The sequence below is a fragment of the Lentibacillus salicampi genome (assembly GCF_004565465.1).
GTDB lineage: Bacteria > Bacillota > Bacilli > Bacillales > Amphibacillaceae > Lentibacillus > Lentibacillus salicampi.
This window is the reverse complement of sequence record NZ_SRHY01000004.1, coordinates 149,170-174,175: the sequence shown is the minus strand read 5'-3', so window position 1 is coordinate 174,175 and position 25,006 is coordinate 149,170. Positions and strand designations below refer to the sequence as shown.

Genomic DNA, 25,006 nt, shown 5'->3' with positions numbered 1-25,006 from the left:
AGAAAGAGTTATGGCAACAAACGGCCACTCTCGCACAGCAAGGCGCAAACAAAAAAAAGCTGCCAAAAAACCGCTATGGAAAAAAATATTAATGATATCCTTTATCGCCGTACTGGCTATAGGAATCGGTGTTGGTGCGCTGTTTACCTATTATATTATTACAGCACCGGACATTGATGCATCAAAATTGGATACGCCGTTCCCATCAAAAATATATGATAAAGATGGGGAGCTGTTTGCTAACCTAGGGGCCGAGCAGCGAACCAAGGTTGAATATGAAGAACTGCCGGAAGTGTTGGTTAATGCCGTCCTCTCCACTGAAGATGCGCGGTTTTTCGATCATCCTGGTGTTGATATATGGCGGGTCGGCGGTGCCCTGGTTGCGAATTTAAAAAATGGATTCGGTTCTGAAGGCGCTAGTACGATTACCCAGCAGCTGGTTGAGAAATCATTCCTGTCACCCGAAAAGAAAATCAGTATTAAGGTTCAGGAAATGTGGCTGGCACTACGATTGGAACAAAAGTATTCCAAAGAAGAAATATTGGAGATGTATTTGAATAAAATTTATTACGGGAATCAGGCTTATGGCGTGGGGAAAGCGTCAGAACTTTACTTCGGGAAAACGGATCTGAGTGAACTAACATTACCTGAAGCTGCCATACTAGCCGGATTGCCCCAACGGCCGTCCGGATATAATCCATTTAAAAATCCCGAATTAACAAAAGACCGAATGAATACTGTTTTGAGTCTGATGGTTGATAATGGAAAAATTTCAGAAAGTGAAGCTGAAGAAGCGAGACAGGTGGATATCCCTTCCCTGCTGACCGAAGATACGCCGGACCCGACACCATATCAGGCATTTTTGCAGCAGGTAAGCAAGGAAGTTGAAGAAAAAATCGATGGTGTGGATATTTATACAGACGGATTAGAAATTCATACCACAATTGATACAGATGCCCAGGACCATGTTGAATCGTTGCTCTCCGATGACAGCCCGATCAACTATCCGGCTCCCGTCACCGACGAGGATGGTGATGAACACGAGATGAAAGCCGGTATGACCGTGCTGGATACGGAAACTGGAGCGATACGCGCAATCGGCGGCGCCCGTGGTGGTTTGGAGAATGACGGACTAAATTATGCAACAGATATAAGCCGACAGCCGGGATCAACGTTCAAACCGATTATTGATTATGGCCCCGCCATTGAACAAAATCAGTGGTCCACGTATCATCAGCTGAATGATGATGGACCATATGACATCGCTGGCAGTGACCAAAAAATTAATACCTGGGCCAGCCAGTATTATGGATGGGTATCCATGAGGTATGCACTTCAGCAGTCATTGAACGTTCCGGCAGTCAAAACGTTTGATGAAGTTGGTGCCAGTAATGCTAAACAGTTTGCAGAGGGCTTAGGTATTTCATTTGGAGACAACGATATTCGTCTGACAGACGCGATTGGCGGTGGTATAGGAACGAACCCGCTTGATCTTGCAGGTGCCTACCGTGCATTTGGAAATGGTGGTATTTATAACGAGCCATACGCTGTTACAAAAGTAGAGTTTCCGGATAGCGGCAGAACCGTTGAATTAAAACCGGAACCTGAAGCGGCCATGTCAGAGTCGACAGCATACATGATAACCGATATGCTCAAAACCGCTATTTCAGAAGGAACAGGCGCCCAAGCGAATGTACCTGGTCTGCCGGATGCTGGTAAAACAGGTACGACCACAAGAGAAAAGGTGGACGGCTCCCCCGATTCCTGGTTCAATGGGTATACGACAGATTATACGATTTCGGTTTGGACCGGTTACAATGACAATAATATAACATTGCCGGATACGAAAATTCCGCATGCGTTATATAAAAGCACGATGATGGAGCTGTCACAAGACGTTGACACAGCAGATTTTACAAAACCTGATTCGGTTGTGGAAGTGGCCGTGGAAAAAGGATCAAACCCTGCCAAACTGCCAAGTGATTACACGCCTGAATCTCAAACCGTAACAGAGTTGTTTGTAAAAGGAACGGAACCAACCAAGACTTCAGAGCAATATGACCAGCTTGACCCGGTAGATGGACTTGATGCAGCTTATGATGAGGAATCTGAAGCTATTCAAGTTGAATGGGATTATGATTCAGAAGAAGATGTGTCCTATGACGTGAGCGCCAGTATTGATGGTGGCCAAATGCAGAATCTTTCGTCCACCGACGAAACATCAATGGAAATTTCCAATGTTGAACCTGGTGCAACGTATGAAATTGAGGTAGTCGCCACAACTGAGGGAAGTACCAGCGAACCTGCGACAACTTCTGTTCAAGTGCCGGGAGACGAAGAAGAGGACGAGAATGAAGAGGAAGACGAAGGCGGAAACGTACCACCTGTCGAGGGATTAAATGCTGCTGCAGCTGATTCGGCTATCGATGTTTCCTGGCAGTACAATGGTCCGCCTGCTCAATTTGAAGTATCTGTTGAGCAAGACGGCAGCCAGCTCCAGACACAAACGGTCGACTCAGAGGGAATTGTCATTGAAGGTGACGGTGTTCAGCCGGGCAGAACCTATTCGATAGTTGTTACGCCTGTTGGCCAAAACGGCGCCAACCAAGGTGTTAGAGGGGAACCGTCACGTACAGAAGTCAGCATTCCTGGCGGAGACAATTCAGGTGGCTCTGAAGGCGACGACGAGAGTAACAGTGATAATGGAGAAGACAGCGGAGGCGGAAACGAGAATGAAAGTGAGGAAGGAAACGGTCAAGATGAAAATGATGAAGAAAGTTAATCGCCGCCCATAATAAAGGAGGCAGTCATCCAATTTTGGAGACTGCCTCTTCTTTATTTTTCCCCGGCCTTTTTTTCTTTCTTCATCCGCTTTTGCCCTTCCCGGCATAAATCAAGCAACGGACATTCCGAACACTGCGGATTTCTTGCCTTGCAGTGATATCTCCCGAAAAAAATCATTCGGTGATGGGTATCGGCCCACTCATCTTTTGGAACCTTTTTCATCAGGGTCTGTTCCACTTCCAGAACAGAGTCTTTCCACCGGCAAATAGCCAATCGTTTGGCGACACGCTCAACATGTGTATCAACGGCAATCGCCGGTTCCCGGAATGCAACAGATGCTACAACATTTGCAGTTTTCCTCCCTACACCCGCGAGTTTCATTAATTCTGTCTTTGTTCGTGGCACTTCTCCGCCGTAATCATCAATCAGCATTTGACAGAGCTTTCGAATATTCTTCGCTTTATTCCGGTAAAGCCCAATTGATCGGATATCCTGCTGTAGTTCTTCCAAAGATACTGCTAAATAATCTTCAGGCGTTTTGTATTTTTTAAATAATGGTTTCGTTACTTTATTGACTAGGTTATCCGTACATTGGGCGGATAATAACACGGCAATAACAAGTTCAAAAGGATTTGCGTGGTTCAGTTCACACTGTGCTTCTGGGTACATTTCTTTCATGACATCCAGACAATGCTGAACCTGTGATTTATTAAGCATCCCCTACTCCTCCTCCAGCCAGTTGTAATAAATGGATGTATCCCGTTTTTCGGGTGCAGGTCCCTTCTTTGCTGACTGATTTTCATGGAAAGCTTTGCTTGCTTCACGGGCCTGTTCAACAGTGTGAATTCCTTTCTTCTTCCAGTCACGGAGAATCCGATCAATATATTTAAAATTAAGCTTCCCCATCAGAACAGATTCTCTTAATGCCGCTTTTATAAGCGATGGTGCCAGCTCATCTTCATCCAGCCACGTGTTGATCATCTCGATTTCAAACGGTGACAGCGGTCTGCCGAATTCCTGCTCAAATAAAACAAATAGTGTTCCATCACTTTCTGTACGGTCTTCTGCTTCCTCTGCAAAAAGCTTTTCCCAAAGCGGATTAAGACTATATGCTTCGCTTATCTGGTTTTGTTCGTTTTTTAATTGTTCGATGGATAATAAATTTTTTTGAATCAACCGCCGTAAAATATTAGCGCATTCCTTTTCACTGATTGTCAGATGGCTGGACAAGTCATTTGGTGTCGGAAAATCATTTTTGTCCTGTAGAAAGCGCAGCAGCTGCAGGATAACCATAACTTCTTGTTCCTTAAGCCCTAACGTTGTATATTTATCAAGTAACTGAACAGGCACTTGCACCTGACTTAATACAATATCCTGAAATGAAATGAATTTTTTCATAAATGGCCACCTCATTTCCAATTATAGCATGTTTACCCTATGATAGATGTTAAAATCCCTTGCTTTATCATCGGCAAGGGATTGTGACGAAACATATCCAATCGCATTAAGGATATAGACGGTTCAGGAGTCTTGGAAAAGGAATTGTTTCACGAACGTGGTCCACTCCAGCGATCCAGGCGACCGTCCGTTCTAGGCCTAACCCAAAACCAGAATGTGGCACACTGCCATATTGGCGTAATTCCAGATACCATTTGTAAGCAGGCCCGGACAGGTTGTGCTCTTCATAACGCTGCTCCATAAGTGTAAGATCGTCAATACGCTGGGAGCCGCCGATAACCTCCCCATACCCTTCCGGAGCAATAAGGTCTGCACACAATACAACTTCTGGTCGCGCGGGATCTGGTTTCATATAAAATGCCTTGATAGCTGCCGGATAATTGGTAATAAAAACAGGTTTCTCAAAGCTTTCGGCAATGGCCGTCTCATGCGGGGCGCCGAAATCTTCTCCCCATTCAATATCAGTGAATCCTTTATCTTTTAATAAAGCAATGGCATCATCATAACTGATTCTCGGAAACGGTGCCTTAATTGCTTCCAATTTAGAGGTGTCCCGTCCGAGTGTGTCGAGTTCAAGTTGACAATTTTCCAAAACAGACTGTATCACAAAACTGACATATTGTTCCTGGATTTCCAGGCTTTCTTCGTGGTCGACGAAGGCCATCTCAGGTTCAATCATCCAGAATTCAATCAGGTGTCGTCTCGTTTTGGATTTTTCCGCCCGGAACGTCGGACCAAATGAAAAAACTTTACCGAATGCCATAGCTGCGGCCTCCATATACAATTGGCCGCTTTGTGACAAATAAGCTTCTTCATCAAAGTATTGTGTATGGAAAAGTTCAGTTGTACCTTCTGCTGAGGAACCTGTCAAAATAGGCGGATCGACCTTCACATACCCTTGATCATTAAAGAATTGATAAGTTGCCCGAATGATTTCATTCCTTATTTTCATAATGGCATGCTGGCGGCTGGAACGCAGCCACAAATGGCGGTGGTCCATTAAAAACTCGGTGCCGTGTTCTTTCGGTGTTATCGGATAATCGACTGCTTCCTGAATCAGTTGGATGTCGCTCACCTGCATTTCATAGCCAAATGGAGACCGTTTATCTTCTACAATGGTTCCTGAAATGTACATTGATGATTCCTGTGTCATATTTTTAGCAAGCTGAAAGACGTCTTCCGTTACGTCACTTTTGGCGACAACACCTTGAATAAAACCAGTGCCATCCCTCAGCTGCAAAAAAGCAATTTTACCGCTTGATCGTTTATTGGCAAGCCACGCACCAATGGTTACAACTTGCCCTTCATAGGCTGGTACTTGTGTAATCGTTGTTTTCAAAATAGACCCTCCAAAGCTATGATTGATGAGTTAAAACAAATCGTTTGATTCGTTTTGCTGCTTCTTTTAGTGAATCAGTTGATACAGCATAGGATAACCGGACGTTTTCCGGAGCACCGAATCCGGTCCCGGGCACAAGGGCAACTTTTTCTTCTTCAAGTAATGCCTTCACCCAATTATCAACCGTATCAAAACCATTCTGTCGGACAGCTTCGTGCACGTTTGGGAACATATAAAAAGCCCCTTTTGGTTTAACACATGAAATGCCTGGTATGTCTTTTAATAAATCATACAGCAGCTCAAGCCGTTCACTGAATATTGCCCGCATTTCAGCATTGGGATCTTCATCGGCATTATAAGCAGCTAAAGCTGCAAATTGGGCGATTGACGTTGGATTGGACGTTGAATGTGACGCCAGATTTGTCATGGGTTTAATGATTTCAGCAGAGCCAGCAGCATATCCAATCCGCCATCCGGTCATAGCGTGTGATTTGGATACCCCGTTAATAATAATGGTGTTATTCTTCAGTTGGCTGGAAATTTCGGCTATTGAAACATGTTTGTCATTGGTGTAAATGAGTTTTTCGTATATTTCGTCTGATACAATTAGAACTTGGTGTTTTAGACAAATTTCGCCAAGCTGTTGCAGCTCCTGCTGACTATACATCATCCCGGTTGGATTGTTCGGCGAATTGATAATAACTGCTTTTGTCTTCGGTGTAATAGCTGCCTCAAGCTGTGCCGGCGTTATTTTGAATTCATTTTTTTCCTCTGCGTTAATGATGACAGGCTTTCCTTCAGCCAGTTTAATCTGTTCCGGGTAACTGACCCAATAAGGAGCAGGTACAATCACTTCATCCCCTTGATTTACAAGAACTTGAAAAAGTGTATATAAAGCATGTTTGGCACCTGTCGTAACAATGATTTCGTCAGTTGTATAAGTGAGCCCGTTATCATGGCTGAATTTATTGGCTATAGCCTGTTTAAGCCCTGCTATACCACCGGCTGGTGTGTATTTTGTAAATCCATTACGCATAGCCTCTTCTGCAGCTTCCAGTATGTACTCAGGGGTATTAAAGTCGGGTTCGCCTGCACCAAGTCCGATAACATCATATCCCTGGTTTTTTAACGCTTTCGCTTTTGCGGTAATCGCTAATGTAGATGAGGGGGTCAATGTTTTCACCCGATTTGCAAGATCCATTTTTAGTATCACCTTCCTAATCATATAACTGGTTGAAACGAATCAGTTCAACTCTTGATCCATCTTGGAAAGATAAATATTCCATCACATAATGGTTTGTATTATCTTCATACGTCATTTCCCACACAGGCTGTTTCCCATCATTCAAAATAACAGCCGGTTTCATATTAAACAGCGTGCAGCCATCACACTGATCATACCAATAAGCTCTAACCTCGTCTCCAGCTATGATTTCCGATTGATGCACACTTATGATATTGGTTTGGTTCCCATCAAACGGATAAAATACTATCATAGCCTCATTTTGATTCGATTCCCCGTAAACTGTATAATATGCATTTTCACCATGAAACCGTCTGATTTTGCTGATGTTGTTTAATGCCGTTTCCTGCAACACTTGTTCTTCAACTTGGTCAAATGATGCTGTACGATTTTCCTGTATCGCCTGGTACAAATAAATGCCAAAGATAAAAATCGCAACCATCAGAAAACCAGCGATTCCCAATACCCATTTGAGCCATCCCGGCATCGTTAACTGTAACAATCGATTGTTCCTCATTTATCTCATCCCGCTGATAAAATCCTGATTTTTAAATCCATTAATTGTCCTCCAGTTATAAATACTGCTTGTGTTATCATATTTTGCTACTTATATTGTTGGTGGCAATGCCAACAATATAAGTATCGTTGAAAATAAATAAGCAGACACATTATATAGTATAACAAGCATTGCGACAAATTTGTTATTTATTTCAACAAATATTTTTTCCAGCCCCATACCTCTCTTGAATACTGATGCATTAGCCGGTGCATCAGTATTTTTTTAATTCTGTCGATTCAATGGTCTGAAGTCTTTAAAACCATTCTTCCGCTCGTTTCATGATCAATTTTGTTGAATCATGGGTTATCGGGACAGCCGGGATTGATTCGGTAAAATATTTTCCATACCTTGCTTTCATGATACGCGCATCACACACAAATACAATCCCCCGGTCATCTGTGGACCGAATCAGCCTTCCGAAACCCTGTTTAAAACGAATAACAGCATTTGGTAACGCCAATTCAAAAAATGGGCTTTTCCCTTCGTTTTTAAACTGATTCGACTTTGCCTCATATACGGGATGATTCGGTGGTTGAAACGGTAACCGTACAATCATGAGGCACGATAAATCCTGTCCTGGAATATCAACGCCTTCCCAAAAGGAACTCGTGCCAAGCAAAATCGATTGACTGAACGTTTGAAAATTCTTCTTTAACCGGGATCTGCTTCCGCTGGATATCCCTTGGGCGATCAGCATATACTGGCTGGTATCGATTGTTTCTCTCAGCAAATAATAGGCCTTCCTGAGCATATCGTATGATGTGAACAGAACGAGCATTCTGCCGTCCGTAATGTCAGACAGCGAAATAATAGCTTCACACACCGCCTGTATGAATCCATCTATTGTGCTGTGTCTGATATCAGGGAAGTCATCCGGGATCATTAACTGCACCTGATTCTGATAAGAAAATGGTGAATGAATTTTAGCTGTCATCAGGTTTTCCGGTGACAGGCCAAGCCGTTTTTGGCTAAATGAAAAAGAATTCCGAATTGACAACGTGGCACTTGTTAAAATAATACTTTCTTTTCGACTGAAAAAGTCGTCTGCCAGTAAGGTCGATATATCTATTGGCTCACTGTACAAATAGACAGCATTCCTGGCACCACGCGTCTCCATTTCAATCCATTTTACTCCGGGATGGTTATCATCTGTTAAAAATAATTGCTCCATCCTGTCAATAATTGATTGCAGTGCCTCCATAGTTGTTTTCAAGTCTTCCAAATAATAGTCGTTAAACGAATGATTGGAGACAAACGGCTGCGATAACGATGAAAGCAAATGGATTAGATCGCGCAGATAAAAGGATAATCTGTTCACCATTTCCACAATAACTTCCCACTGGGCAGGATCTTCTTTTTCACCATCAAAACGATATTGAATTCTGCCTGTATCACTCAGCGATTTACTTTTTTGTTTTTGTTCAACAACATATTGAAACAGCATCCGAAATAAATCGTCTACTTCATATTTCGCTTTCCCAAAAATATCATTCCAATCGGTTTTTGAAAAATCATAACTATCGTCAATCGGGGGCTTCATAAGCAGTTTCCCAAGCCAGTTACCCTCGTCCGTTCGTCCGATTTGATTCAGCGTATTTTGAATCTGAACGTAATTTAGTGTTAAGCCATAGTTTCTTGAAGCAGTCTCTTCCAAGTGGTGTGCCTCATCAATGATGGCTTTGTCATAAGATGGCAGTAGTTGATAATCATTAAACATGTCCGTGCATAGTAAGGCATGGTTGGTAATCAGAATATCTGCTTGTTGTGCTTTTCTGCGGGCTCTCTGATAGTATGACCGGGAAAACCATGGAGATGATGGATCAATAGCACCTTCCGTATCGGTGGATATTTGCCTGTAAAATAAGTAACCGCTTGATGGCAGCTGAATCTCGTCAATGTCCCCTGTTTCAGTTTCTGTCAACCATACGAGAAGCATCGCTTTTGTTAGCGCTACATCGTAATTATCCGACTCCTCAGAAGCTAATACACGTTCAAATTTATCAAGACTGATATAATGCTGCTTGCCTTTGAGTAACGCAACATGAAACGGAAATGATACGAGTTGATGCATTAATGGGATTTCCTCGTCAAGCAACTGGGACTGCAGCTGGGTTGTATAGGTGCTAATAACGATTTTTTTATTCCGGGACACTGCTTCATAAATTGCCGGGAGCAAATAAGCCAATGATTTCCCTGTACCGGTTTCTGCTTCGATCAGTGCGTGATTTTTTGCCTGAAAAGCGTCGAATATCGTTTCAGACATTTCGCGTTGTCCATTCCGCTTTTCATATCCAGGCATATATTGTTCCATGGTCCCTTCTACTTCATATATACCATCAAGATAGCTACCGAAAGAAGTATCGATGTGTTGCTTTTCCGGTTTGACATCGGTTAATGCCTTCATAGCCAGACCTCTGTATATATCCATTTGTTCATTTTCATCACTTGAAAAAGCAAGTGCCTGATGCTGTTCTGACAGTATGGCATGTACATCAGAGTTCAATCTTTTTTCCAAATTGAGCAAATGGGCGATGGTTTCATAAGGCAATTGTTTAAGTTTCTGCAACAAAATTAATAGTAATTTTGCAGTCATGTGCGCATCTGCTATTGCACGATGCGGCGCTTTATGTGTGATGTCCAGATAGTCTGCTAATTGCCCCAGTTTAAAACCGGGAGCCTGCGGGTAGAGAATTCGGGCAAGTTCCACCGTATCCAATACAGGATTGTGCAGTTGAGAAAAACCACTTGCCGCCAGTTCCCCATTCAGAAACCCTAAATCAAATGGAACATTATGCGCCACCAGATAACTATTCTCAAACAAAGCCGTTATTTCAGCCGCTTTGTCCCGGAATGCAGGCGCTTCATAAACATCCGCATCCGTAATCCCGGTTAAATTTGTTATAAAAGCCGGTATTGGCCTGTTTGGATTAAGAAAAGTGGAGAACTCACCTGTGATGTCATTATTTTCGATGACAACTATTCCAACTTCAATAATTTTATCAGGATTTACCGGTGAATGTCCTGTCGTTTCTAAATCAACGACAACAAACCTTTCGTTCATAATGCCACCTTACTCTCAATTAAACGTATTACAATAAAAATTTACCAATGTTATTTCCGAAACCATTCAATTTCCCCCGAATACATCTTTCGGGTCCCGTCGCTGTCCGTATGTACAAGCAATGCACCATCTTCAGCAATGCCTGTAAAGGTTGCTTCCAGTATTTCGTGGTTTGTACGGATCTTAATGGCTTCTCCAATTTTGTAACCATAGGATTCCCATTTATTTTTAATCGTTGAAAAACCATCCCGGATAAACGCATCATAGGACCTCTCAAAACACCGTAATATGTGTTGAATGATTGGTACGACTTGCAGGTCTTGGCCAGTCTCTAATTTAAGAGAGGTTGCCTTATTGCTTATCTCTGAAGGAAAATTATCATATGAATGATTCACGTTTATCCCGATCCCCGCAACGACATATTTGATACGATCCTGTTCTGCCTGCATTTCAGTTAAAATACCGGCTGTCTTTTTATCACGAATTAACAGGTCATTTGGCCATTTAATGTTTGGACTGGCCGTCGTGTATTCCGTTATAACATCGGCCAGCACAGTAGCTGTCAATAATGTTAGTTGCGGTGCAGCAGCAGGAGGAATAGGCGGCCGGAGTATCAGACTCATCCAAATTCCTTTGTTTTTTGGTGAGTGCCAATGACGTTCCATCCGCCCCTTTCCTTCTGTCTGTTCATCGGCAATAATGACAGTACCATGTTCAGCATTTTCACGGGCAGCCTGATGGGCAACTTGCTGTGTCGAGTTTGTTGTCGCTTTATGTATGATCTGTTTGCCCAGCCAATTGGTTTGTAAGCCCCACTGCACTGTGTTCTCACTCACTTTATCAGGTGATTTGACAATCCTGTATCCTTTTCGGCGTATGCCTTCGATGACATAACCATCTTTCTTCAATTCTTTCATATGCTTCCATATTGCACTGCGGGATATATTCAATTTTTCCGAGAGAAACTGTCCTGAAACATATTGTTCCCTGCTTGCTTCCAAAAGTTCAATTAACCGGTAACGTGTGGATTCCATTTTACCCATTCCTTTAGTGCATTCTTATGATTACTGAGTTTTCCCGTAACGACGTGTTTTTCGATTTGTTTCAATGTATTCCCGATCCACGGACCCTTCTGTCTCTCCGGGAACAAATGACACAAATCATCACCATTCACCGCCAATTCTTGTTTGGAATGAATCGGGAGAGAACGTAGCAATTCATTTATCTTTTGCTTAGTCAAATGCTCCCCAAACAACATATTAACTAACCTGACAAAATCATTATAACTATTGGAATGTAAACGGTAAACGAGCCATTGATCCAACCCGTCATGCTTATAATGCCATAATGCCTCGTATAAGGATTCTGCTTCGAATTTGGTTTTATTGGAACATTTCCATTCTTTTACCCATGTATGAATGGATATATCTGGTTTGACAACGTGAAACATTGCAATAACCGCTCCAAAAGACTTCAAAGGTTTGATCTGTTCCGGCAAACGTTTCATAATGTGGCCGTTATCCTGCAAAACAGGCAAATACGCCGCTAAGTTTATCAGTTTGAAGTAATACATACCGGTTTTAATGTATGCCCCAGCAAAAAATTTCGACGTTTCCTGTAAAATTCGTTCCACGGCTATGGATTTCAATTCGTTTTTAACAGATTGCATGGCCTTCAGCGTGTGATCGTCAAGGGAAAACCCTAATTGGCTGGAAAACCGGATCGCCCGCATGATACGTAAAGGATCTTCGGTGAACCGGTCATATCCGTTTCCTACTGACCGGATTATGCCATTTCGTATGTCCTCTTCTCCATGAAATAAGTCAATGATGTATCCGTTTTTGTCCATCGCGAGGGCATTGATCGTAAAGTCACGCCGCTCTAAGTCCCGATTAATCGTTTGGACGAATTGAACGGTGTCAGGATGCCGCTGATCCGTATAATGATCATCCACCCGGAATGTTGTCACCTCATATGATTGATGATGGTGCCGCACAATGACCGTGCCATGTTCCAGACCTATCGGGATTACCTTGCTGAAAATTTGTTGAATGACGCCGGGCTTTGCTGATGTAGCAATATCGATATCACCGATTTGCCGATGCAGCAATGAGTCCCGGACACATCCACCAACAAAATACGCGTCATAGCCAAATGATTCAATTTGTTCCAATACCTTAACTGCCTGTCCGAACTGTTTGGTCAGTCCCATCAGCATCACCATTTTCCAGTGTTAATTAATAAGCTGATCATATAAATCAATGTATTGCTGGACAATGTCCTGTGAATAGAAACGATTTCTTGCATGTATTAAAGCATTATGAGAAAACTGCTGTAAACGTGATTCATTTTGCAGCAGATCAATGGCATACGCCGCAGCCTGATCTGTATCACCCACGTCGACGATAAAACCTGTTTCATGATGTTTAATCACTTCAGGGATGCCCCCTGTATTTGTACCGATACAGGGAACTTCACACGACATGGCTTCTAACAGCACAAGGCCGAAGCTTTCCTTTTCCGACATTAATAATTTTAAATCAGATATCGATAACAGGTCGCGGACGTTTTTTTGTTTTCCCAAAAATAATACATCGTCAGCCAGCCCTAATTTGTTTACAAGCCGATGCATTTCAGAGTATTCCGGTCCATCCCCTACAAGAAGAAGCTTTGCATTCATTTTTTCCTGAATTTGTTGAAAGGTATAAATGACCTCCTGGACGCGTTTTACTTTGCGGAAATTTGAAATGTGAATGATCACTTTATCGTCCGGGTTAATACCATATTGTTCACGGATCGAACCGGCAGGGTTTTTTCTATAGTCTGCTTCATTCACAAAATTGTATATAACCTGAATCGCTTTATCAGCACCAACCACATCTCGTGTTTGTTCCACCAGACTTTCGGATACCGCAGTGACCGCATCAGACTGTTCGATGCCGTGCCGGATCATTTTCTTTAGGGAATGATCGATCCCCAGCACTGTAATATCAGTGCCATGCAATGTGGTCACAATTTTTACGTCATGTTTGGCAATATCTTTAGCCAGTATAGCACAGATTGCATGTGGCATGGCATAGTGGACATGAAGAACATCCAGCTCTTCCTGGTCAATGACTTCTGCCATTTTATTGGCAAGTGCCAGATCAAACGGCGGGTATTGAAAAACAGGATAGTGATTAAGTTCTACCTCATGATAATAAATATTTGGGTGAATCCGGTTTAATCGAAACGGAAGACTGGAGGTTACAAAATGAATTTCATGTCCCTGTTCCGCCATCAACATGCCGAGTTCAGTGGCAATGATACCTGAACCGCCAACTGTCGGATAACATGTAATACCAATTTTCATCATATGTTCTTACCTTCCTGCCTATTGTGTTTTAAAATCTGACGCCATTCAAAATCACCCCTGGCAAGTGCCTGAATCATGATTTCAGCTGCTGCGGGATTGGTTGCCAGCGGAATCAAATGAACGTCACACAATCGCATTAGCGCACTGACATCCGGTTCATGCGGCTGTGCAGTCAACGGATCCCTAAAAAAAATAATGGCATCCATCTCATTGTTGGCAATCTTTGCACCGATTTGTTGATCACCACCCAATGGTCCTGACTGGAACCTGTGTACAGCCAGTCCAGCCCCATCAGTAATTTTTCCGCCGGTTGTCCCTGTTGCAAATAGCTGGTGATTTTTCAGAATGTGCTTGTACGCGATTGTGAAATGAAGGATCTCCTGTTTCTTTTTATCATGCGCAATCAATGCAATATTCATTGTATCTCCGCCTATTCAAGAATATTTTCCAACCCGTAGACAAGTTTATCTAATGTCATGACTTTATTGACTGACAATTTGACCCCTTCCATAAATGATGCACGGTTAAAGGAGTCGTGCTTGATGGTCAGTGTCTGGCCGGGACCGCCAAAAACCACTTCCTGATGTGCCATTAGCCCGGGCAGACGTACACTGTGAATATGGATGCCATCTTTATCCGCCCCCCGTGCCCCGTCGAGCGTTTCTTGTTCATCAGGGTGTCCCTGTTGTTTGCTTTCGCGGGTTTCTCGAATCAGTTCTGCGGTTTTGACGGCCGTACCTGAGGGCGCGTCCAGTTTTTGATCATGATGCTTTTCAATGATCTCGACATCTGGTAAATAGTTTGCTGCCGTTTTGGCGAACTGCATCATTAGAACGGCCCCAACTGCAAAATTGGGAGCTATAATGCATCCAGTCCCGTGGGTAATGGACAAGTCTTCTAATGCATCAATTTGTTCTTTTGTGAAGCCTGAAGTCCCCACAACCGGTCGAATATCGTATAAAAGTGCCAACTTCGTATGCTCAAAGCCAACCTCTGGAACAGTTAAATCAATAAATACATCGGCATCTATTTCCTGAAAACATTGTTCGGGATCTTCAAATACGGGAACGTCCAATGCGGGCAGTGTTTCAATATCTTTTAATGTTTTCCCGCCATTTTTACGGTCAATACAAGCTACAAGTTCGAACGCTTCTTCATTATGTACCATCCGAACAGCTTCAGACCCCATTTTCCCGCGCGGCCCTGCTATAATGATGTTAATTTGCATTGTTCATACCTCCTGTTGTATTGCCTCGCTATCGTTATTATTTCTTATGTGTCCAGCGATTATTGTCACGTGTTTCTATTTTACCGATGGAAAGCTCAAACGCTTCTGATAAATCAATGTCCAATGAGTTGGCAAAACACGTTAAAACAAAAATGATATCACCAAGCTCATCTTCTACTGTTTTCACTTTTTCTGTCGGCTTTTTCGGTTTTTCGCCATAATAATGATTGACTTCACGGGCTAATTCACCGGTTTCCTCGCTCAGCCGAGCCATCAGACTCAGCGGGGAAAAATAACCTTCTTTAAATTGTCCAATATAATCATCGACTCTTTTTTGGATTTCTTCCGTTGTAAAACATGGATCTTTTGCTGTCATTTAAATCCCCTCTCTGTTTACATGGAATCTCTTTTTATGTTAGCTAAAAGGTGCTGTTTTGACAAATCATTGGACTTTTGACTTTACAGGCAAATTGTCTATAATAGAAAAAGTATTGATTCAGATGGGAGGTTCATTTATGATATTTGGTTTAAAACTTAAAAATATTTTATTTATTTTAATTGGGTCTGCTATTTTTTCATTTGGCATTGTTCATTTTAATATGCAAAACAATCTCGGTGAAGGCGGATTTACCGGGATAACGCTGCTATTTTATTTCTTATGGAACTGGGATCCTGCCGTCTCCAATATTGTCCTTAATGTTCCGGTCTTTTTTATTGGATGGAAATTCCTGGGACGCAATACCTTTATTTATACGGTTATTGGAACTTTGGCCGTTTCATTATTTCTGGCTATTTTTCAGATCAACCCATTTGCGATTGACCTGGAATCGGATATGACCTTGGCATCACTGTTTGCAGGGGTGTTTATTGGTGTCGGATTGGGTATTATTTTTCGGTATGGTGGCACAACAGGCGGTGTCGATATCATTGCAAGGCTTGTCAACAAATATGCCGGGTGGAGCATGGGCAGAACAATGTTTCTCTTTGATTTTTTTGTAATTGCTACATCCATTGCTGCCTACCTTGACATGGTGCAGGGGATGTATACGTTGTTAGCTGTCTATATTGGAGCAAGAGTCATTGATTTTATCCAGGAAGGTGCCTATGCAGCACGTGGTGCAACCATCATATCCGGTCAAAGTAATCAGATTGCCGCTTCCATTATTAAAAAAATGGATCGGGGTGTGACGGTTTTAAACGGCCGAGGCAGTTTTACCGGTGAAAAACGGGATGTGCTGTACTGCATTGTCGGAAGGAATGAAATTGTCCGGCTGAAAAATATTATAAATGAGATTGATCCCCATGCATTTGTCGCTATGAGTTCGGTTCATGACGTCGTTGGAGAAGGGTTCACACTGGATGAAAATAAAAACCCAATAGATTAAACCGACTATATTTCAGCGTTTTTACACGGGACCTATCTTCATGACTATAATCGAATTGAAACAGGAAAAAGGGGCATCTTTTTTTTAAAAAAAGATGCCCCCTTTTCCTTGTATTTTTCGATTGTAATAGTAAGACGGCCTTCTAAAGTGCTCGGTTAGCGTCGTACAAACTGCGTTCAGTACTGCAAGTGGGTCGGCGTCCTCGCCCAAACGTCAAGGTTAGCCAAAAATTTCTTATCTTTTTAAAAAGGGATGGCACATGAATGCCATCCCCTGCCATATTCGATTCCTTATTCATTACTTGCAGCGTAAATCAGGATAAACCGAACCAGTTCAGCAACAGCAACCAAGGCAGCTGCAACGTACGTTAAGGCTGCAGCACTTAGTACTTTTTTCGTTTCCCGTTCTTCATTATTGCGGATAACACCTGTCGATACAAGCTGTGCCATTGCCCTGTTGGAAGCGTCAAATTCAACCGGCAGTGTTACTAACTGGAATAAGACAGCTGCCGAAAAGAAAATAATACCAAGTAAAAATAATCCCTGACTAAAAATCATACCACCGATGATCAGGAAAATCGCCATATTCGAACCAGTTGCAGCCAAGGGAGCCAGCGAGGATCTGAAGCGCAGGAACGCATAATCCTGTGCATCCTGAATCGCGTGCCCCACCTCGTGTGCTGCGATAGCAGACGATGCCATGGATTGTCCATGGAAATTATCGCTTGAAAGATTAACTGTCTTCTTTTTTGGGTGATAATGGTCCGATAATACCCCTTTTGTTTCCAGAACCTGTACATCATAAATACCATTGTCATTCAATATTTTCCGCGCCACTTCGGCACCTGTCATACCAGACGATGTTGCTTTTTTGGAATATTTCTTATACGTGTTTTTTACTTTGGATTGTGCCCATAAAGGGATAATCATCAAAAGCGCGATATAAATTAGATATCCGCCGAGACCACCTAGCATGTTTATTCCTCCATCATTTTTTATACCTTTTCATATACTGCCCTAAAGTCAAGTTTAGTTAAAAACACATGGATAGTCAACTATTTGAATCGTCGTCTGTTTGTTTCTTTTTTTCTGCTCTGTATTTTCTCCAGCTGACATAAGATAAAGTAATGGCTATCGAACCGCCAACTATTCCCACCATCCAATAAAAAGGGACCATGTTTATGCTGGAAGTGGTTTTTGCAGTTAATGTTAAGGGCTGATGCGCTGAGGCGACGATCGGTGCTGACAATTGAATGTATATGTATATCCCGATGAAGGCAATCAGCAAACACTTTATGAATTTCATGGAGATCACCTCACATAACATCTTCACCACTAATGTATGTGAGGGTGATTCAATATATAACTTGGTCAGGTCATCGAATTTTTGGGCTTAACGGTCAATACGTAAGCGATCCCTATTGATAGCATACTCAGCCAAAACGTAAAGTAGCCAATCTCGTCCATGTATTCTGTTAACGAAGAATATACCGGCATCTGGCCAAACACATAATCAATGACATCGTTATGCAATGTCCAGATAGCAGCAAGTACAATGTGTCGCAGTTTAATCGCATAGAAAGGAGCGTACAGTAAACCCTGGATGGCCATCGCCCCGTGTGAGAACATTAGCATATAGCCGATCCCGCCCAGTGATCCTTCAACTATTAAGGTGAGCAGGTTCATCACGACAGCCCATATACCATATTTAAATAATGTAATCATGGCAAGTGCCTCAATGTAAGGTGCATTTTTTTTAAACAGAAAAAACAATAAAACGATTGTAAAAAATAAACTGGCAGTCGGACTGTCAGGAACAAACAGCAGAAATATATCCGGCGTATCGAATAACTGATAGCGATACCAAAAAAAACCATAAACAGTCCCTAATAAGTTAATGATAAACAAAAGGAATAAAAACCATTTATCAAGGAGCAAGTATTTAATCATCACAAAGTCCCTTCTTAAAAAATGTTGCTTTGTACCTTCGCAGTTGAGATAAACTGCGACGTAACGTTGTATGAGTGTTAAACTGCCGCTGCGGAAATACACTACGCTTTCCGTGGGCGGCTGATGAGCCTCCTCGAGCTGGCGCACTGCGGGGTCTCATCTAGGCCTCTGCTCCCACAGGAGTCTCCGTGTATTTCCTCCGCTGGTTTTATTGACTGGTCTAGGAGTCGTGATAGAAATACGTTTAACACCACTTCACTAGTCCGGGTGAGCGGAGGACGGTGACTCCTGCGGGAAAAGCAACAGCTGAAGATCCCGCAGGAAGCGGTTTTTGCTTCCGAGGAAGCTGAAGCGTTGCCCGCGGAAAGCATCCGCCCGAAGCGACCCCGGACGGTGGGGTGAAAAGTGGACGTACTTTTAGAAAACAGCATATTAAAAAACACCTTCACCAATTCTGTTTGGCAAAGGTGTTTTTTAATTAAGCTATTCTTCTTTATTCACTGAAATAATAAATTCAGCGAGTTTATTCAATTCTTCGTCAGAACCTGAGAACTGCCCCGGTGGCATTGAACCGGTACCGTTCTGGGCAATGTCCTTGACTTCATCAACAGAGCGATCGATACCAACCAACGAAGGTCCGGCGGCTCCCCCCTGAAGATCTTCGCCGTGACAGCTCATACAGTTATTCTCAAATACGGCATACCCCTCGGAATCCGTATCAATATTTACTTGTTCGGATGGCGGGACCGGTTTATTTGCTTCTGCACGTGATTCCCAATCAACATGTGATGCAGATTGATAAGTGAGCCAAATAACCGAGGTCAGTGCCAAAAGCATCATACCAACTGCGACCGGACGCCGGTGCGGCCGTCTGCCCGGGCCCTTATCCAGAAAAGGCGCCAGCAACAATCCGCCGAATGCCAATCCAGGGATAATAATGATGCCAAATAAAATGTATGGCCCAGAGGCAAAGTCATATTTCAACAATTCATATAAGAACAGGAAGTACCAGTCCGGCAAAGGTATATAGCCTGAATCAGTCGGATCGGCCATTCCTTCAAGTGGAGATGGATGTGCTAACGTCAGACATAAAAATCCAACTAAAAATACAGATCCTGCCAGCCACTCTTTCAATAGGAAATTGGGCCAAAAAGCTTCTGTCCTGCCGGGATATTCTGAGTAATCTTTTGGTATGTTCGGTTTGCGTTCTGCGGAGATTCGGGAATCCCCGACGAACTTCATTCCTTTACCCTTATGCACAGCTTAACCTCCTCCATTAAATTATAGTGGTCCGGAAATTCCTTGTTTACGGATTAATATAAAGTGTACACCTAATAAGGCGAACAAAGCAGCAGGCAGGAAGAAAACATGGATGGCAAAGAACCGTGCCAACGTCTGTGCACCGACAATTTCTTCATCGCCGGACAGTAATGTTTTTAATTCATCCCCAATTATCGGAACATCCTGTGCGATGTTCAAACCCACTTCTGTAGCGAAATATGCTTTATTGTCCCAAGGTAGCAGATAACCTGTGAATCCTAAGCCAAGGATGATGAAGAATAAAAGAACACCAACCATCCAGTTAAGTTCACGCGGCTTTTTGTAGGCTCCCTGGAAAAATACACGCATCGTATGTAACAACAGCATGACGACGACAACACTGGCTCCCCAGTGATGCATACCGCGTACAATCTGACCATGTGCGACTTCCGTCTGCAAGTAATAAACAGAACGCCATGCATTTTCAATATCCGGAACATAATACATGGTCAAAAACATACCGGACAGTATTTGAATTACAACCACAAAAAATGTCAATCCACCAAAGCAATAAACAAATGCTGAGAAGTGATGAGCCGGGTTAACATGTTCCGGTACTTCGTGGTCTGCAATATCTCGCCACAATGGCGTTATATCGACACGCTCGTCTATCCAGTCATATATTTTTTGCAGCATTACCCCTTACGCCTCCTCTCTTGGTTGTGCTTTACCAAGGAATAACATCCCGTTTTTAATTTTGTGCTCATAGATATCCAGTCCGGCTGTCGGCGGAGTGCCCGGAACATTCATACCGTCTTTGTAATAGCGTCCGTCATGACATGGGCAGTAAAATTGATCTGGATAATCTTCGCTGCCTTCCCATGAAACAACACAGCCAAGGTGTTTACAAATCGGGGAAAGTGCAACTATATCACCATTGTCATCTTTATAAACCCATGCTGTCTTGCTGACTTTGGATTCATACCAGCCATCCACTTGATCAATTTCCCAGTCAATACGCTGAGGTTCATTTGTGATATCACCCTCCGCAAGCTGAACATTGGTTAAATCACCATCAGCTGCTTCTTTCTGCAATACGGGATCAATCGCCATTCGCAACGGTGAAACCATTAAGCCGGCTGCCATAAATCCGCCCACACCTGTGAGTGTATAATTCAAAAATTGTCGACGGGACACTGGTCGTTTGTCTTCGCTCATGATTTTCCCCCCTCTATACATTTTTCACGGACAAGTTTATTAATCAGATTACTAGGACAATACCATGATAGCGCAATCCGTTAAACGGGTCAATATAAATCCATTTGTATGTTTACCAGAATCTCATCAAGCTATTCAGAAACTTTGTCTGAAATTGATAAGCAAGAACGCTATTTGTCATCCTCCCAATAGGAACGTATAAACTCACCGACTTGTTGTACCTGACTGTGGACAACCGACTGCCTTTCACTGAATTGCATGGATTCTGTCACGATTTGCGGAAGCCAGATTAATGTTCCATTCATATCCTGTTCAAACTTCTTCCAGCTGGAATCGACTGTCATGAAAAATATGTGATGAAAGGGCTGTGCCCAGGAATCTTCAACCCATGACCGAACCCGTTTAACTTCTTCAGCCTTATCAGCTGACTTTAAATAATGGTAATCCGGCGAGAGCAGAATCCGGCCGCTAAATTCTTTTTCCAGTTCACGCATGAATACGGATAGTACCTCACGCTGAAAAGCATCCTTTTCGAGACTCGCGTCATCTGAAAAATGAAAGGGTATTAACGGCACTATTATGGTATCAACATACGCTTTTGCTTGAACATATTGCTGTAAATCCTGTTGTATCCATTTCATAGTATACAACCTGCCCTTCTGTCTATACTTCAAAAGAAAAAACTCCATATAAATTACATCTTATCCTAATGCCACAAAAAAAATCAACCTCTGCATATGTCAAAAAGGTTGATCTGATTTAGCGTTTTCCAGTTTATGTAGTTGTTTGGACAGCTCGATGAAAGTTTGCTGATTACGTTCATCTAAAGCGTTGTCTATTTCTTTTTGAAGGGATTTCCGTCGAGAGTCATAAATGGTTTTATCCAATAACTGTTTCGCCATTTTCTGATCTTTCTCTGTTATGAAGTATTCATCAGGAATGAACGGATTTTCAACAAGTACCGCTGCATAGAAGATATTCTGGTAGGATTTATTAAAATTCAATTGAATGTATAATGGCTCATGCTGATTCATCCGTATGTCATGAAAAGACTTTTCCGCATCGGTCGTTACTAATTGCTTCTTATAAAAGCGGAACGGGACTTCATCGGAACAAGTACTGGTCATGACTAATCCCCGCGGGCAGAATTTAGCCTCTCGTACAAAATGGATATTTGACAGCAGCTTTTGATGGTTAACAATGTAATTGAGAATCCATACACTTTCCCGCTTTTTTAACTGATAGTGATTCAAGAACCATTGAATAAAACTTTTTTTATCTTTTATAGAAACAGGAGTTTGCATTGATGTAACGAACCTCCTTTTATAGACTATTCAAAAATCCCAGGGGCAACTAACTACCTCTAAACCCCCGATTCTGGTCACCGACATTCAGCGGAGCAAATTGTCCCGCTGAATGAAGTTTCACTTTATCCTTCTTTTTGAACACATCCTTTTATATGCATTCATGTGGACTAATTTTCCCCGGTCTGCTTTAGCCGTTGTACAAATTCTTCGATTTCAGGATCCAGCGGCTGTTGAAGCAAATATTCCTCAAATATTTGGATGGCGTTATCGATCCTCCCTTCCTCTGTCAGGAAATAGCCGTATTCTTTCAGGAAATCACTATCCTGATTTAAGCTATTATATGCTTCCTGGTAGCGCTTTAATGCATCGTTATATGATTCTAATTCATTGTACGCACGAGCAAGCTCCCATTCGTAGAGAGGATCATTTGCACCCAGCTTTTTAATATCATTCACCAGGTCAACAATGCTGTCCTCTTTTTCCTGTTGTTTAAATAACTCAATTAAGAACAAAATCGCTTCTTTGTAGTCCGGATCAAGTGTGACAGCTTCCCGAACCCATTTTTCACTTTCATCGTCTTTATTTAACTGGTGTGCCATTGAACCTGCGAAAAAGTACAGCTCTTTGTTAAATTCATCTACCTTGATGCCTTGTTTGGCTGTTTCATACGCTTCGTCAATCATTTCTTCATCTTCATAAGCTTTTGCCAATTGGTAATAGGCTGTATGATAGTACATGTCCTGTTCGATGACATGTTTCCACGCTTGGATGGCAATGTCCCGGCGTCCTGCATGCAGCGCAGTGAAGCCGTATTTAAACAATGTATCCGGATCCTCACTGTCGATATCCTGATAGGTTTCCAGTGCCTTCTCATATTCTCCGGATGCCGCGTATGCCTCTGCCAGCCTGTCATTAATCGATACGTTGGCTACTTCTTTTGCAACAGGTAGTATCTTTTCATAATAGGTAATCGCCTCGCGGTAATCACTATTCGAAAAGAGCAATTCGCCAAGTGCAAAATCAATAATTGGCTCGTTAGGTTCATAATGCTTGGCCGCTAATAATTTTTGCTCAGCAACTTCAAATAATCCCTGTGCCTGATATAAATCTGCCAGCTGCATCAGGGCCTGTACATAGGCGGGGTCATCTTCATCGATTTCATTCAGCATGTTTATCGCTTCCCCATCATTATCCTGCTCAATATAAACGTCCGCTAGCATAATTTTTATCTCACTCTCGTTTGGAAAACGCTGCGTTAATTCCTGGAGGATATCAATTGCTTCCGTTAAAAACCCCCATTGAATGTATAATTCGGCAATGGTAAATTTTTCTTCATCATCAGCATTCGGCAAATAATCTTCAAGCATTGAAATCGCCTTGTCCGATTGTTTTGCCTCCATCAGATGAACGGCTTCCATTATCGTGCTGTCCATGAAGAACATCCTTTCATTCATACATATCTTCTGATTTTTTTATCATATCGGAAACACTTTGTTTATTCAAGGACAAAAAATTGGGGGCTAATGAAATCCCCCACTGATTGAAGTTCGTACTTTAGTTTTTATTGGTTACCCTGTTTAGATGCTCAAAAAAGTCTGGGTAGGATACAGCGATGGATGAAATATCATCGATTATAACGTTCTCTTTTGTAATGAAAGATGCAACGGCATGCATCATAGCAATCCGGTGATCATGATACGCTTTTACCCTTCCGCCAGTCAGTGCAGTAATACCTTTAATAATCATGCCATCTTCTGTTGGTTTGACATTGGCCCCAAGGCGAGTTAAGCCATCTGTCACTGCTTTGATACGGTCTGTTTCCTTCAGCCGCAGTTCTGTTGCGTCACGGATAACCGTTTCACCTTCTGCCTGGGTAGCCACTAACGCGATAACCGGAATCTCATCAATTAACCTTGGAATGATGTCACCTTTTATGACAACCCCCTTAAGTTTTTGAGAGGAAATCGTAACATCCCCGTATGCTTCGCCGCCAGTCACTTGCTTATTTGAAATAGCTACCGATGCTCCCATTTCCTGCAAAACATCAATAATTCCTGTACGGCTGTCATTAAGCCCAACATTTGTCAACGTCAATTTACTGCCAGGGACAATCGCTGCAGCTGCCATAAAAAAGGCTGCTGAGGAAATGTCACCCGGGACGTCAACATCGGTCGCCTTCAACGATTTATGGTTTGTGATCCGGATGTGGTGATTTTTTTCAGTTATATCGGCACCAAATGCTTGTAGCATGTTTTCAGAATGATTTCGGGAAGGGGTCTCCTCGATCACTTCTGTTACCCCTTCGGCAAATAGCCCGGCCAGCAGCACCGCTGATTTTACTTGTGCACTTTTTACCGGCAATGTATAGTGAATACCCTCAAGATTTCCACCTCTTACCGCCATCGGCAAACGGGAGCCACCTGCACGTCCATCAAACCAAGCCCCCAGTTTTTTCAGCGGGGAAATCACCCGATCCATAGGACGTGCTGCCAAAGAAACATCACCATATACGGACGTGAAAAATGGCAAACCAGCAAGTACACCAAGCATCAGTCGGGCAGTGGTTCCCGAATTACCGAAATAAAGAGGCGCTAACGGTTCTTTAAAACTCGCGGGACCGCTGCTGTTAATTTTAAGCGAACTGCCGTTCTGCTCAATTGATACGCCGAACTGTCTAAAAGCGTGTACCGTTCGCATACAATCCTCACCAGTTAAAAAGTTCGTGATGTTTGTCGTCCCCTCTGCAAGAGATCCCAATATCACGGCGCGGTGAGAGATTGATTTGTCCCCTGGTACTTGCAATTGCCCCGAGAGTGGGACTGATAATGGTGTTAATGTTACCTCTTTCAACTGGAATCCC

Annotated in this window: 24 protein-coding genes; 2 read left to right on the top strand and 22 right to left on the bottom strand. The window is 42.6% G+C overall.

Annotation, left to right across the window (positions count from 1 at the left end; all coding sequences use genetic code 11):
* Window positions 1-10 precede the first annotated feature (10 nt).
* Complete coding sequence (locus tag E4U82_RS05625) at window positions 11-2,782, top strand: penicillin-binding protein 1A (protein ID WP_135109095.1); 2,772 nt, start codon at window positions 11-13, stop codon at window positions 2,780-2,782.
* A 53-nt stretch (window positions 2,783-2,835) separates the two neighbouring features.
* Here the strand turns inward: E4U82_RS05625 and nth are convergent, their stop codons facing one another.
* The 12 genes from nth to E4U82_RS05565 all read right to left on the bottom strand — a co-directional run bounded on the left by nth (window position 2,836) and on the right by E4U82_RS05565 (window position 15,403).
* Window positions 2,836-3,501, bottom strand: a complete 666-nt coding sequence (gene nth, locus E4U82_RS05620) for an endonuclease III (protein WP_135109094.1) — start codon at window positions 3,499-3,501, stop codon at window positions 2,836-2,838.
* A gap of 3 nt (window positions 3,502-3,504) precedes the next feature.
* Window positions 3,505-4,182, bottom strand: coding sequence for a DnaD domain-containing protein (locus E4U82_RS05615; protein WP_135109093.1), 678 nt, complete (start codon window positions 4,180-4,182; stop codon window positions 3,505-3,507).
* A gap of 106 nt (window positions 4,183-4,288) precedes the next feature.
* Window positions 4,289-5,581, bottom strand: coding sequence for an asparagine--tRNA ligase (gene asnS / locus E4U82_RS05610; RefSeq protein WP_135109092.1), 1,293 nt, complete (start codon window positions 5,579-5,581; stop codon window positions 4,289-4,291).
* A 16-nt stretch (window positions 5,582-5,597) separates the two neighbouring features.
* Complete coding sequence (locus E4U82_RS05605) at window positions 5,598-6,782, bottom strand: pyridoxal phosphate-dependent aminotransferase (RefSeq protein ID WP_135109091.1); 1,185 nt, start codon at window positions 6,780-6,782, stop codon at window positions 5,598-5,600.
* 16 nt (window positions 6,783-6,798) lie between these two features.
* Window positions 6,799-7,341 carry a cell wall elongation regulator TseB-like domain-containing protein gene (locus tag E4U82_RS05600; RefSeq protein ID WP_135109090.1) on the bottom strand — a complete coding sequence of 181 codons (543 nt, stop codon included), beginning with the start codon at window positions 7,339-7,341 and terminating at the stop codon, window positions 6,799-6,801.
* 295 nt (window positions 7,342-7,636) lie between these two features.
* Window positions 7,637-10,444, bottom strand: coding sequence for an ATP-dependent DNA helicase DinG (dinG, locus tag E4U82_RS05595; RefSeq protein ID WP_135109089.1), 2,808 nt, complete (start codon window positions 10,442-10,444; stop codon window positions 7,637-7,639).
* 50 nt (window positions 10,445-10,494) lie between these two features.
* On the bottom strand, window positions 10,495-11,478 hold the full coding sequence (locus E4U82_RS05590) for a biotin--[acetyl-CoA-carboxylase] ligase (protein WP_167751336.1): 984 nt from the start codon (window positions 11,476-11,478) through the stop codon (window positions 10,495-10,497).
* Window positions 11,454-12,656: a CCA tRNA nucleotidyltransferase gene (locus tag E4U82_RS05585; RefSeq protein ID WP_135109087.1), complete on the bottom strand. Its 1,203-nt coding sequence runs from the start codon at window positions 12,654-12,656 to the stop codon at window positions 11,454-11,456. The genes E4U82_RS05590 and E4U82_RS05585 overlap by 25 nt, the downstream gene beginning before the upstream one ends.
* 21 nt (window positions 12,657-12,677) lie before the next feature.
* Entirely contained in the window at window positions 12,678-13,799 is a 1,122-nt protein-coding gene (gene bshA, locus E4U82_RS05580) for an N-acetyl-alpha-D-glucosaminyl L-malate synthase BshA (protein ID WP_135109086.1), read from the bottom strand.
* Entirely contained in the window at window positions 13,796-14,218 is a 423-nt protein-coding gene (gene mgsA, locus E4U82_RS05575; RefSeq protein WP_135109085.1) for a methylglyoxal synthase, read from the bottom strand. Before mgsA ends, bshA begins: the two co-directional genes overlap by 4 nt.
* A gap of 11 nt (window positions 14,219-14,229) precedes the next feature.
* On the bottom strand, window positions 14,230-15,027 hold the full coding sequence (gene dapB / locus E4U82_RS05570) for a 4-hydroxy-tetrahydrodipicolinate reductase (RefSeq protein WP_135109084.1): 798 nt from the start codon (window positions 15,025-15,027) through the stop codon (window positions 14,230-14,232).
* A gap of 37 nt (window positions 15,028-15,064) precedes the next feature.
* Window positions 15,065-15,403 (bottom strand): nucleotide pyrophosphohydrolase, encoded by a 339-nt coding sequence (locus E4U82_RS05565; protein WP_135109083.1) that lies wholly within the window; start codon window positions 15,401-15,403, stop codon window positions 15,065-15,067.
* Between the two features lie 139 nt (window positions 15,404-15,542).
* On the opposite strand from E4U82_RS05565, the gene E4U82_RS05560 reads away from it, so the two are divergent.
* On the top strand, window positions 15,543-16,412 hold the full coding sequence (locus tag E4U82_RS05560) for a YitT family protein (protein WP_135109082.1): 870 nt from the start codon (window positions 15,543-15,545) through the stop codon (window positions 16,410-16,412).
* Between the two features lie 290 nt (window positions 16,413-16,702).
* Here E4U82_RS05560 and E4U82_RS05555 read toward each other — a convergent pair whose 3' ends face one another.
* The 10 genes from E4U82_RS05555 to aroA form a co-directional block, all read right to left on the bottom strand.
* Entirely contained in the window at window positions 16,703-17,386 is a 684-nt protein-coding gene (locus E4U82_RS05555; protein WP_135109081.1) for a zinc metallopeptidase, read from the bottom strand.
* A gap of 76 nt (window positions 17,387-17,462) precedes the next feature.
* Window positions 17,463-17,717 (bottom strand): sporulation protein YpjB, encoded by a 255-nt coding sequence (locus E4U82_RS05550; protein WP_135109080.1) that lies wholly within the window; start codon window positions 17,715-17,717, stop codon window positions 17,463-17,465.
* A gap of 65 nt (window positions 17,718-17,782) precedes the next feature.
* Window positions 17,783-18,361 carry a lipoprotein heptaprenylglyceryl N-acetyltransferase LhaT gene (lhaT, locus tag E4U82_RS05545; protein WP_135109135.1) on the bottom strand — a complete coding sequence of 193 codons (579 nt, stop codon included), beginning with the start codon at window positions 18,359-18,361 and terminating at the stop codon, window positions 17,783-17,785.
* A gap of 483 nt (window positions 18,362-18,844) precedes the next feature.
* Complete coding sequence (locus tag E4U82_RS05540; protein ID WP_135109079.1) at window positions 18,845-19,621, bottom strand: menaquinol-cytochrome c reductase cytochrome b/c subunit; 777 nt, start codon at window positions 19,619-19,621, stop codon at window positions 18,845-18,847.
* Between the two features lie 21 nt (window positions 19,622-19,642).
* Window positions 19,643-20,317, bottom strand: coding sequence for a menaquinol-cytochrome c reductase cytochrome b subunit (gene qcrB, locus E4U82_RS05535; RefSeq protein WP_135109078.1), 675 nt, complete (start codon window positions 20,315-20,317; stop codon window positions 19,643-19,645).
* A gap of 6 nt (window positions 20,318-20,323) precedes the next feature.
* Window positions 20,324-20,839 (bottom strand): QcrA and Rieske domain-containing protein, encoded by a 516-nt coding sequence (locus E4U82_RS05530; RefSeq protein ID WP_135109077.1) that lies wholly within the window; start codon window positions 20,837-20,839, stop codon window positions 20,324-20,326.
* Between the two features lie 170 nt (window positions 20,840-21,009).
* Window positions 21,010-21,480 carry a DUF2487 family protein gene (locus tag E4U82_RS05525; protein ID WP_135109076.1) on the bottom strand — a complete coding sequence of 157 codons (471 nt, stop codon included), beginning with the start codon at window positions 21,478-21,480 and terminating at the stop codon, window positions 21,010-21,012.
* A gap of 99 nt (window positions 21,481-21,579) precedes the next feature.
* Complete coding sequence (locus E4U82_RS05520) at window positions 21,580-22,143, bottom strand: ReoY family proteolytic degradation factor (RefSeq protein ID WP_135109075.1); 564 nt, start codon at window positions 22,141-22,143, stop codon at window positions 21,580-21,582.
* 170 nt (window positions 22,144-22,313) lie between these two features.
* Window positions 22,314-23,579, bottom strand: a complete 1,266-nt coding sequence (locus E4U82_RS05515; RefSeq protein WP_135109074.1) for a tetratricopeptide repeat protein — start codon at window positions 23,577-23,579, stop codon at window positions 22,314-22,316.
* A 121-nt stretch (window positions 23,580-23,700) separates the two neighbouring features.
* Window positions 23,701-24,996: a 3-phosphoshikimate 1-carboxyvinyltransferase gene (gene aroA, locus E4U82_RS05510; RefSeq protein ID WP_135109134.1), complete on the bottom strand. Its 1,296-nt coding sequence runs from the start codon at window positions 24,994-24,996 to the stop codon at window positions 23,701-23,703.
* Window positions 24,997-25,006: the final 10 nt, after the last annotated feature.

Excerpts from the sequence above, each read along its gene's own strand:
- E4U82_RS05625 (WP_135109095.1), top strand. The coding sequence starts at position 11 with ATGGCAACAAACGGCCACTCTCGCACAGCAAGGCGCAAACAAAAAAAA.
- nth (WP_135109094.1), bottom strand. The coding sequence starts at position 3,501 with ATGCTTAATAAATCACAGGTTCAGCATTGTCTGGATGTCATGAAAGAA.
- E4U82_RS05615 (WP_135109093.1), bottom strand. The coding sequence starts at position 4,182 with ATGAAAAAATTCATTTCATTTCAGGATATTGTATTAAGTCAGGTGCAA.
- E4U82_RS05605 (WP_135109091.1), bottom strand. The coding sequence starts at position 6,782 with ATGGATCTTGCAAATCGGGTGAAAACATTGACCCCCTCATCTACATTA.
- E4U82_RS05600 (WP_135109090.1), bottom strand. The coding sequence starts at position 7,341 with ATGAGGAACAATCGATTGTTACAGTTAACGATGCCGGGATGGCTCAAA.
- dinG (WP_135109089.1), bottom strand. The coding sequence starts at position 10,444 with ATGAACGAAAGGTTTGTTGTCGTTGATTTAGAAACGACAGGACATTCA.
- E4U82_RS05590 (WP_167751336.1), bottom strand. The coding sequence starts at position 11,478 with ATGGAATCCACACGTTACCGGTTAATTGAACTTTTGGAAGCAAGCAGG.
- E4U82_RS05585 (WP_135109087.1), bottom strand. The coding sequence starts at position 12,656 with ATGGGACTGACCAAACAGTTCGGACAGGCAGTTAAGGTATTGGAACAA.
- bshA (WP_135109086.1), bottom strand. The coding sequence starts at position 13,799 with ATGATGAAAATTGGTATTACATGTTATCCGACAGTTGGCGGTTCAGGT.
- mgsA (WP_135109085.1), bottom strand. The coding sequence starts at position 14,218 with ATGAATATTGCATTGATTGCGCATGATAAAAAGAAACAGGAGATCCTT.
- dapB (WP_135109084.1), bottom strand. The coding sequence starts at position 15,027 with ATGCAAATTAACATCATTATAGCAGGGCCGCGCGGGAAAATGGGGTCT.
- E4U82_RS05565 (WP_135109083.1), bottom strand. The coding sequence starts at position 15,403 with ATGACAGCAAAAGATCCATGTTTTACAACGGAAGAAATCCAAAAAAGA.
- E4U82_RS05560 (WP_135109082.1), top strand. The coding sequence starts at position 15,543 with ATGATATTTGGTTTAAAACTTAAAAATATTTTATTTATTTTAATTGGG.
- E4U82_RS05555 (WP_135109081.1), bottom strand. The coding sequence starts at position 17,386 with ATGCTAGGTGGTCTCGGCGGATATCTAATTTATATCGCGCTTTTGATG.
- E4U82_RS05550 (WP_135109080.1), bottom strand. The coding sequence starts at position 17,717 with ATGAAATTCATAAAGTGTTTGCTGATTGCCTTCATCGGGATATACATA.
- lhaT (WP_135109135.1), bottom strand. The coding sequence starts at position 18,361 with ATGATTAAATACTTGCTCCTTGATAAATGGTTTTTATTCCTTTTGTTT.
- qcrB (WP_135109078.1), bottom strand. The coding sequence starts at position 20,317 with ATGCTGCAAAAAATATATGACTGGATAGACGAGCGTGTCGATATAACG.
- E4U82_RS05530 (WP_135109077.1), bottom strand. The coding sequence starts at position 20,839 with ATGAGCGAAGACAAACGACCAGTGTCCCGTCGACAATTTTTGAATTAT.
- E4U82_RS05525 (WP_135109076.1), bottom strand. The coding sequence starts at position 21,480 with ATGAAATGGATACAACAGGATTTACAGCAATATGTTCAAGCAAAAGCG.
- E4U82_RS05520 (WP_135109075.1), bottom strand. The coding sequence starts at position 22,143 with ATGCAAACTCCTGTTTCTATAAAAGATAAAAAAAGTTTTATTCAATGG.
- E4U82_RS05515 (WP_135109074.1), bottom strand. The coding sequence starts at position 23,579 with ATGGACAGCACGATAATGGAAGCCGTTCATCTGATGGAGGCAAAACAA.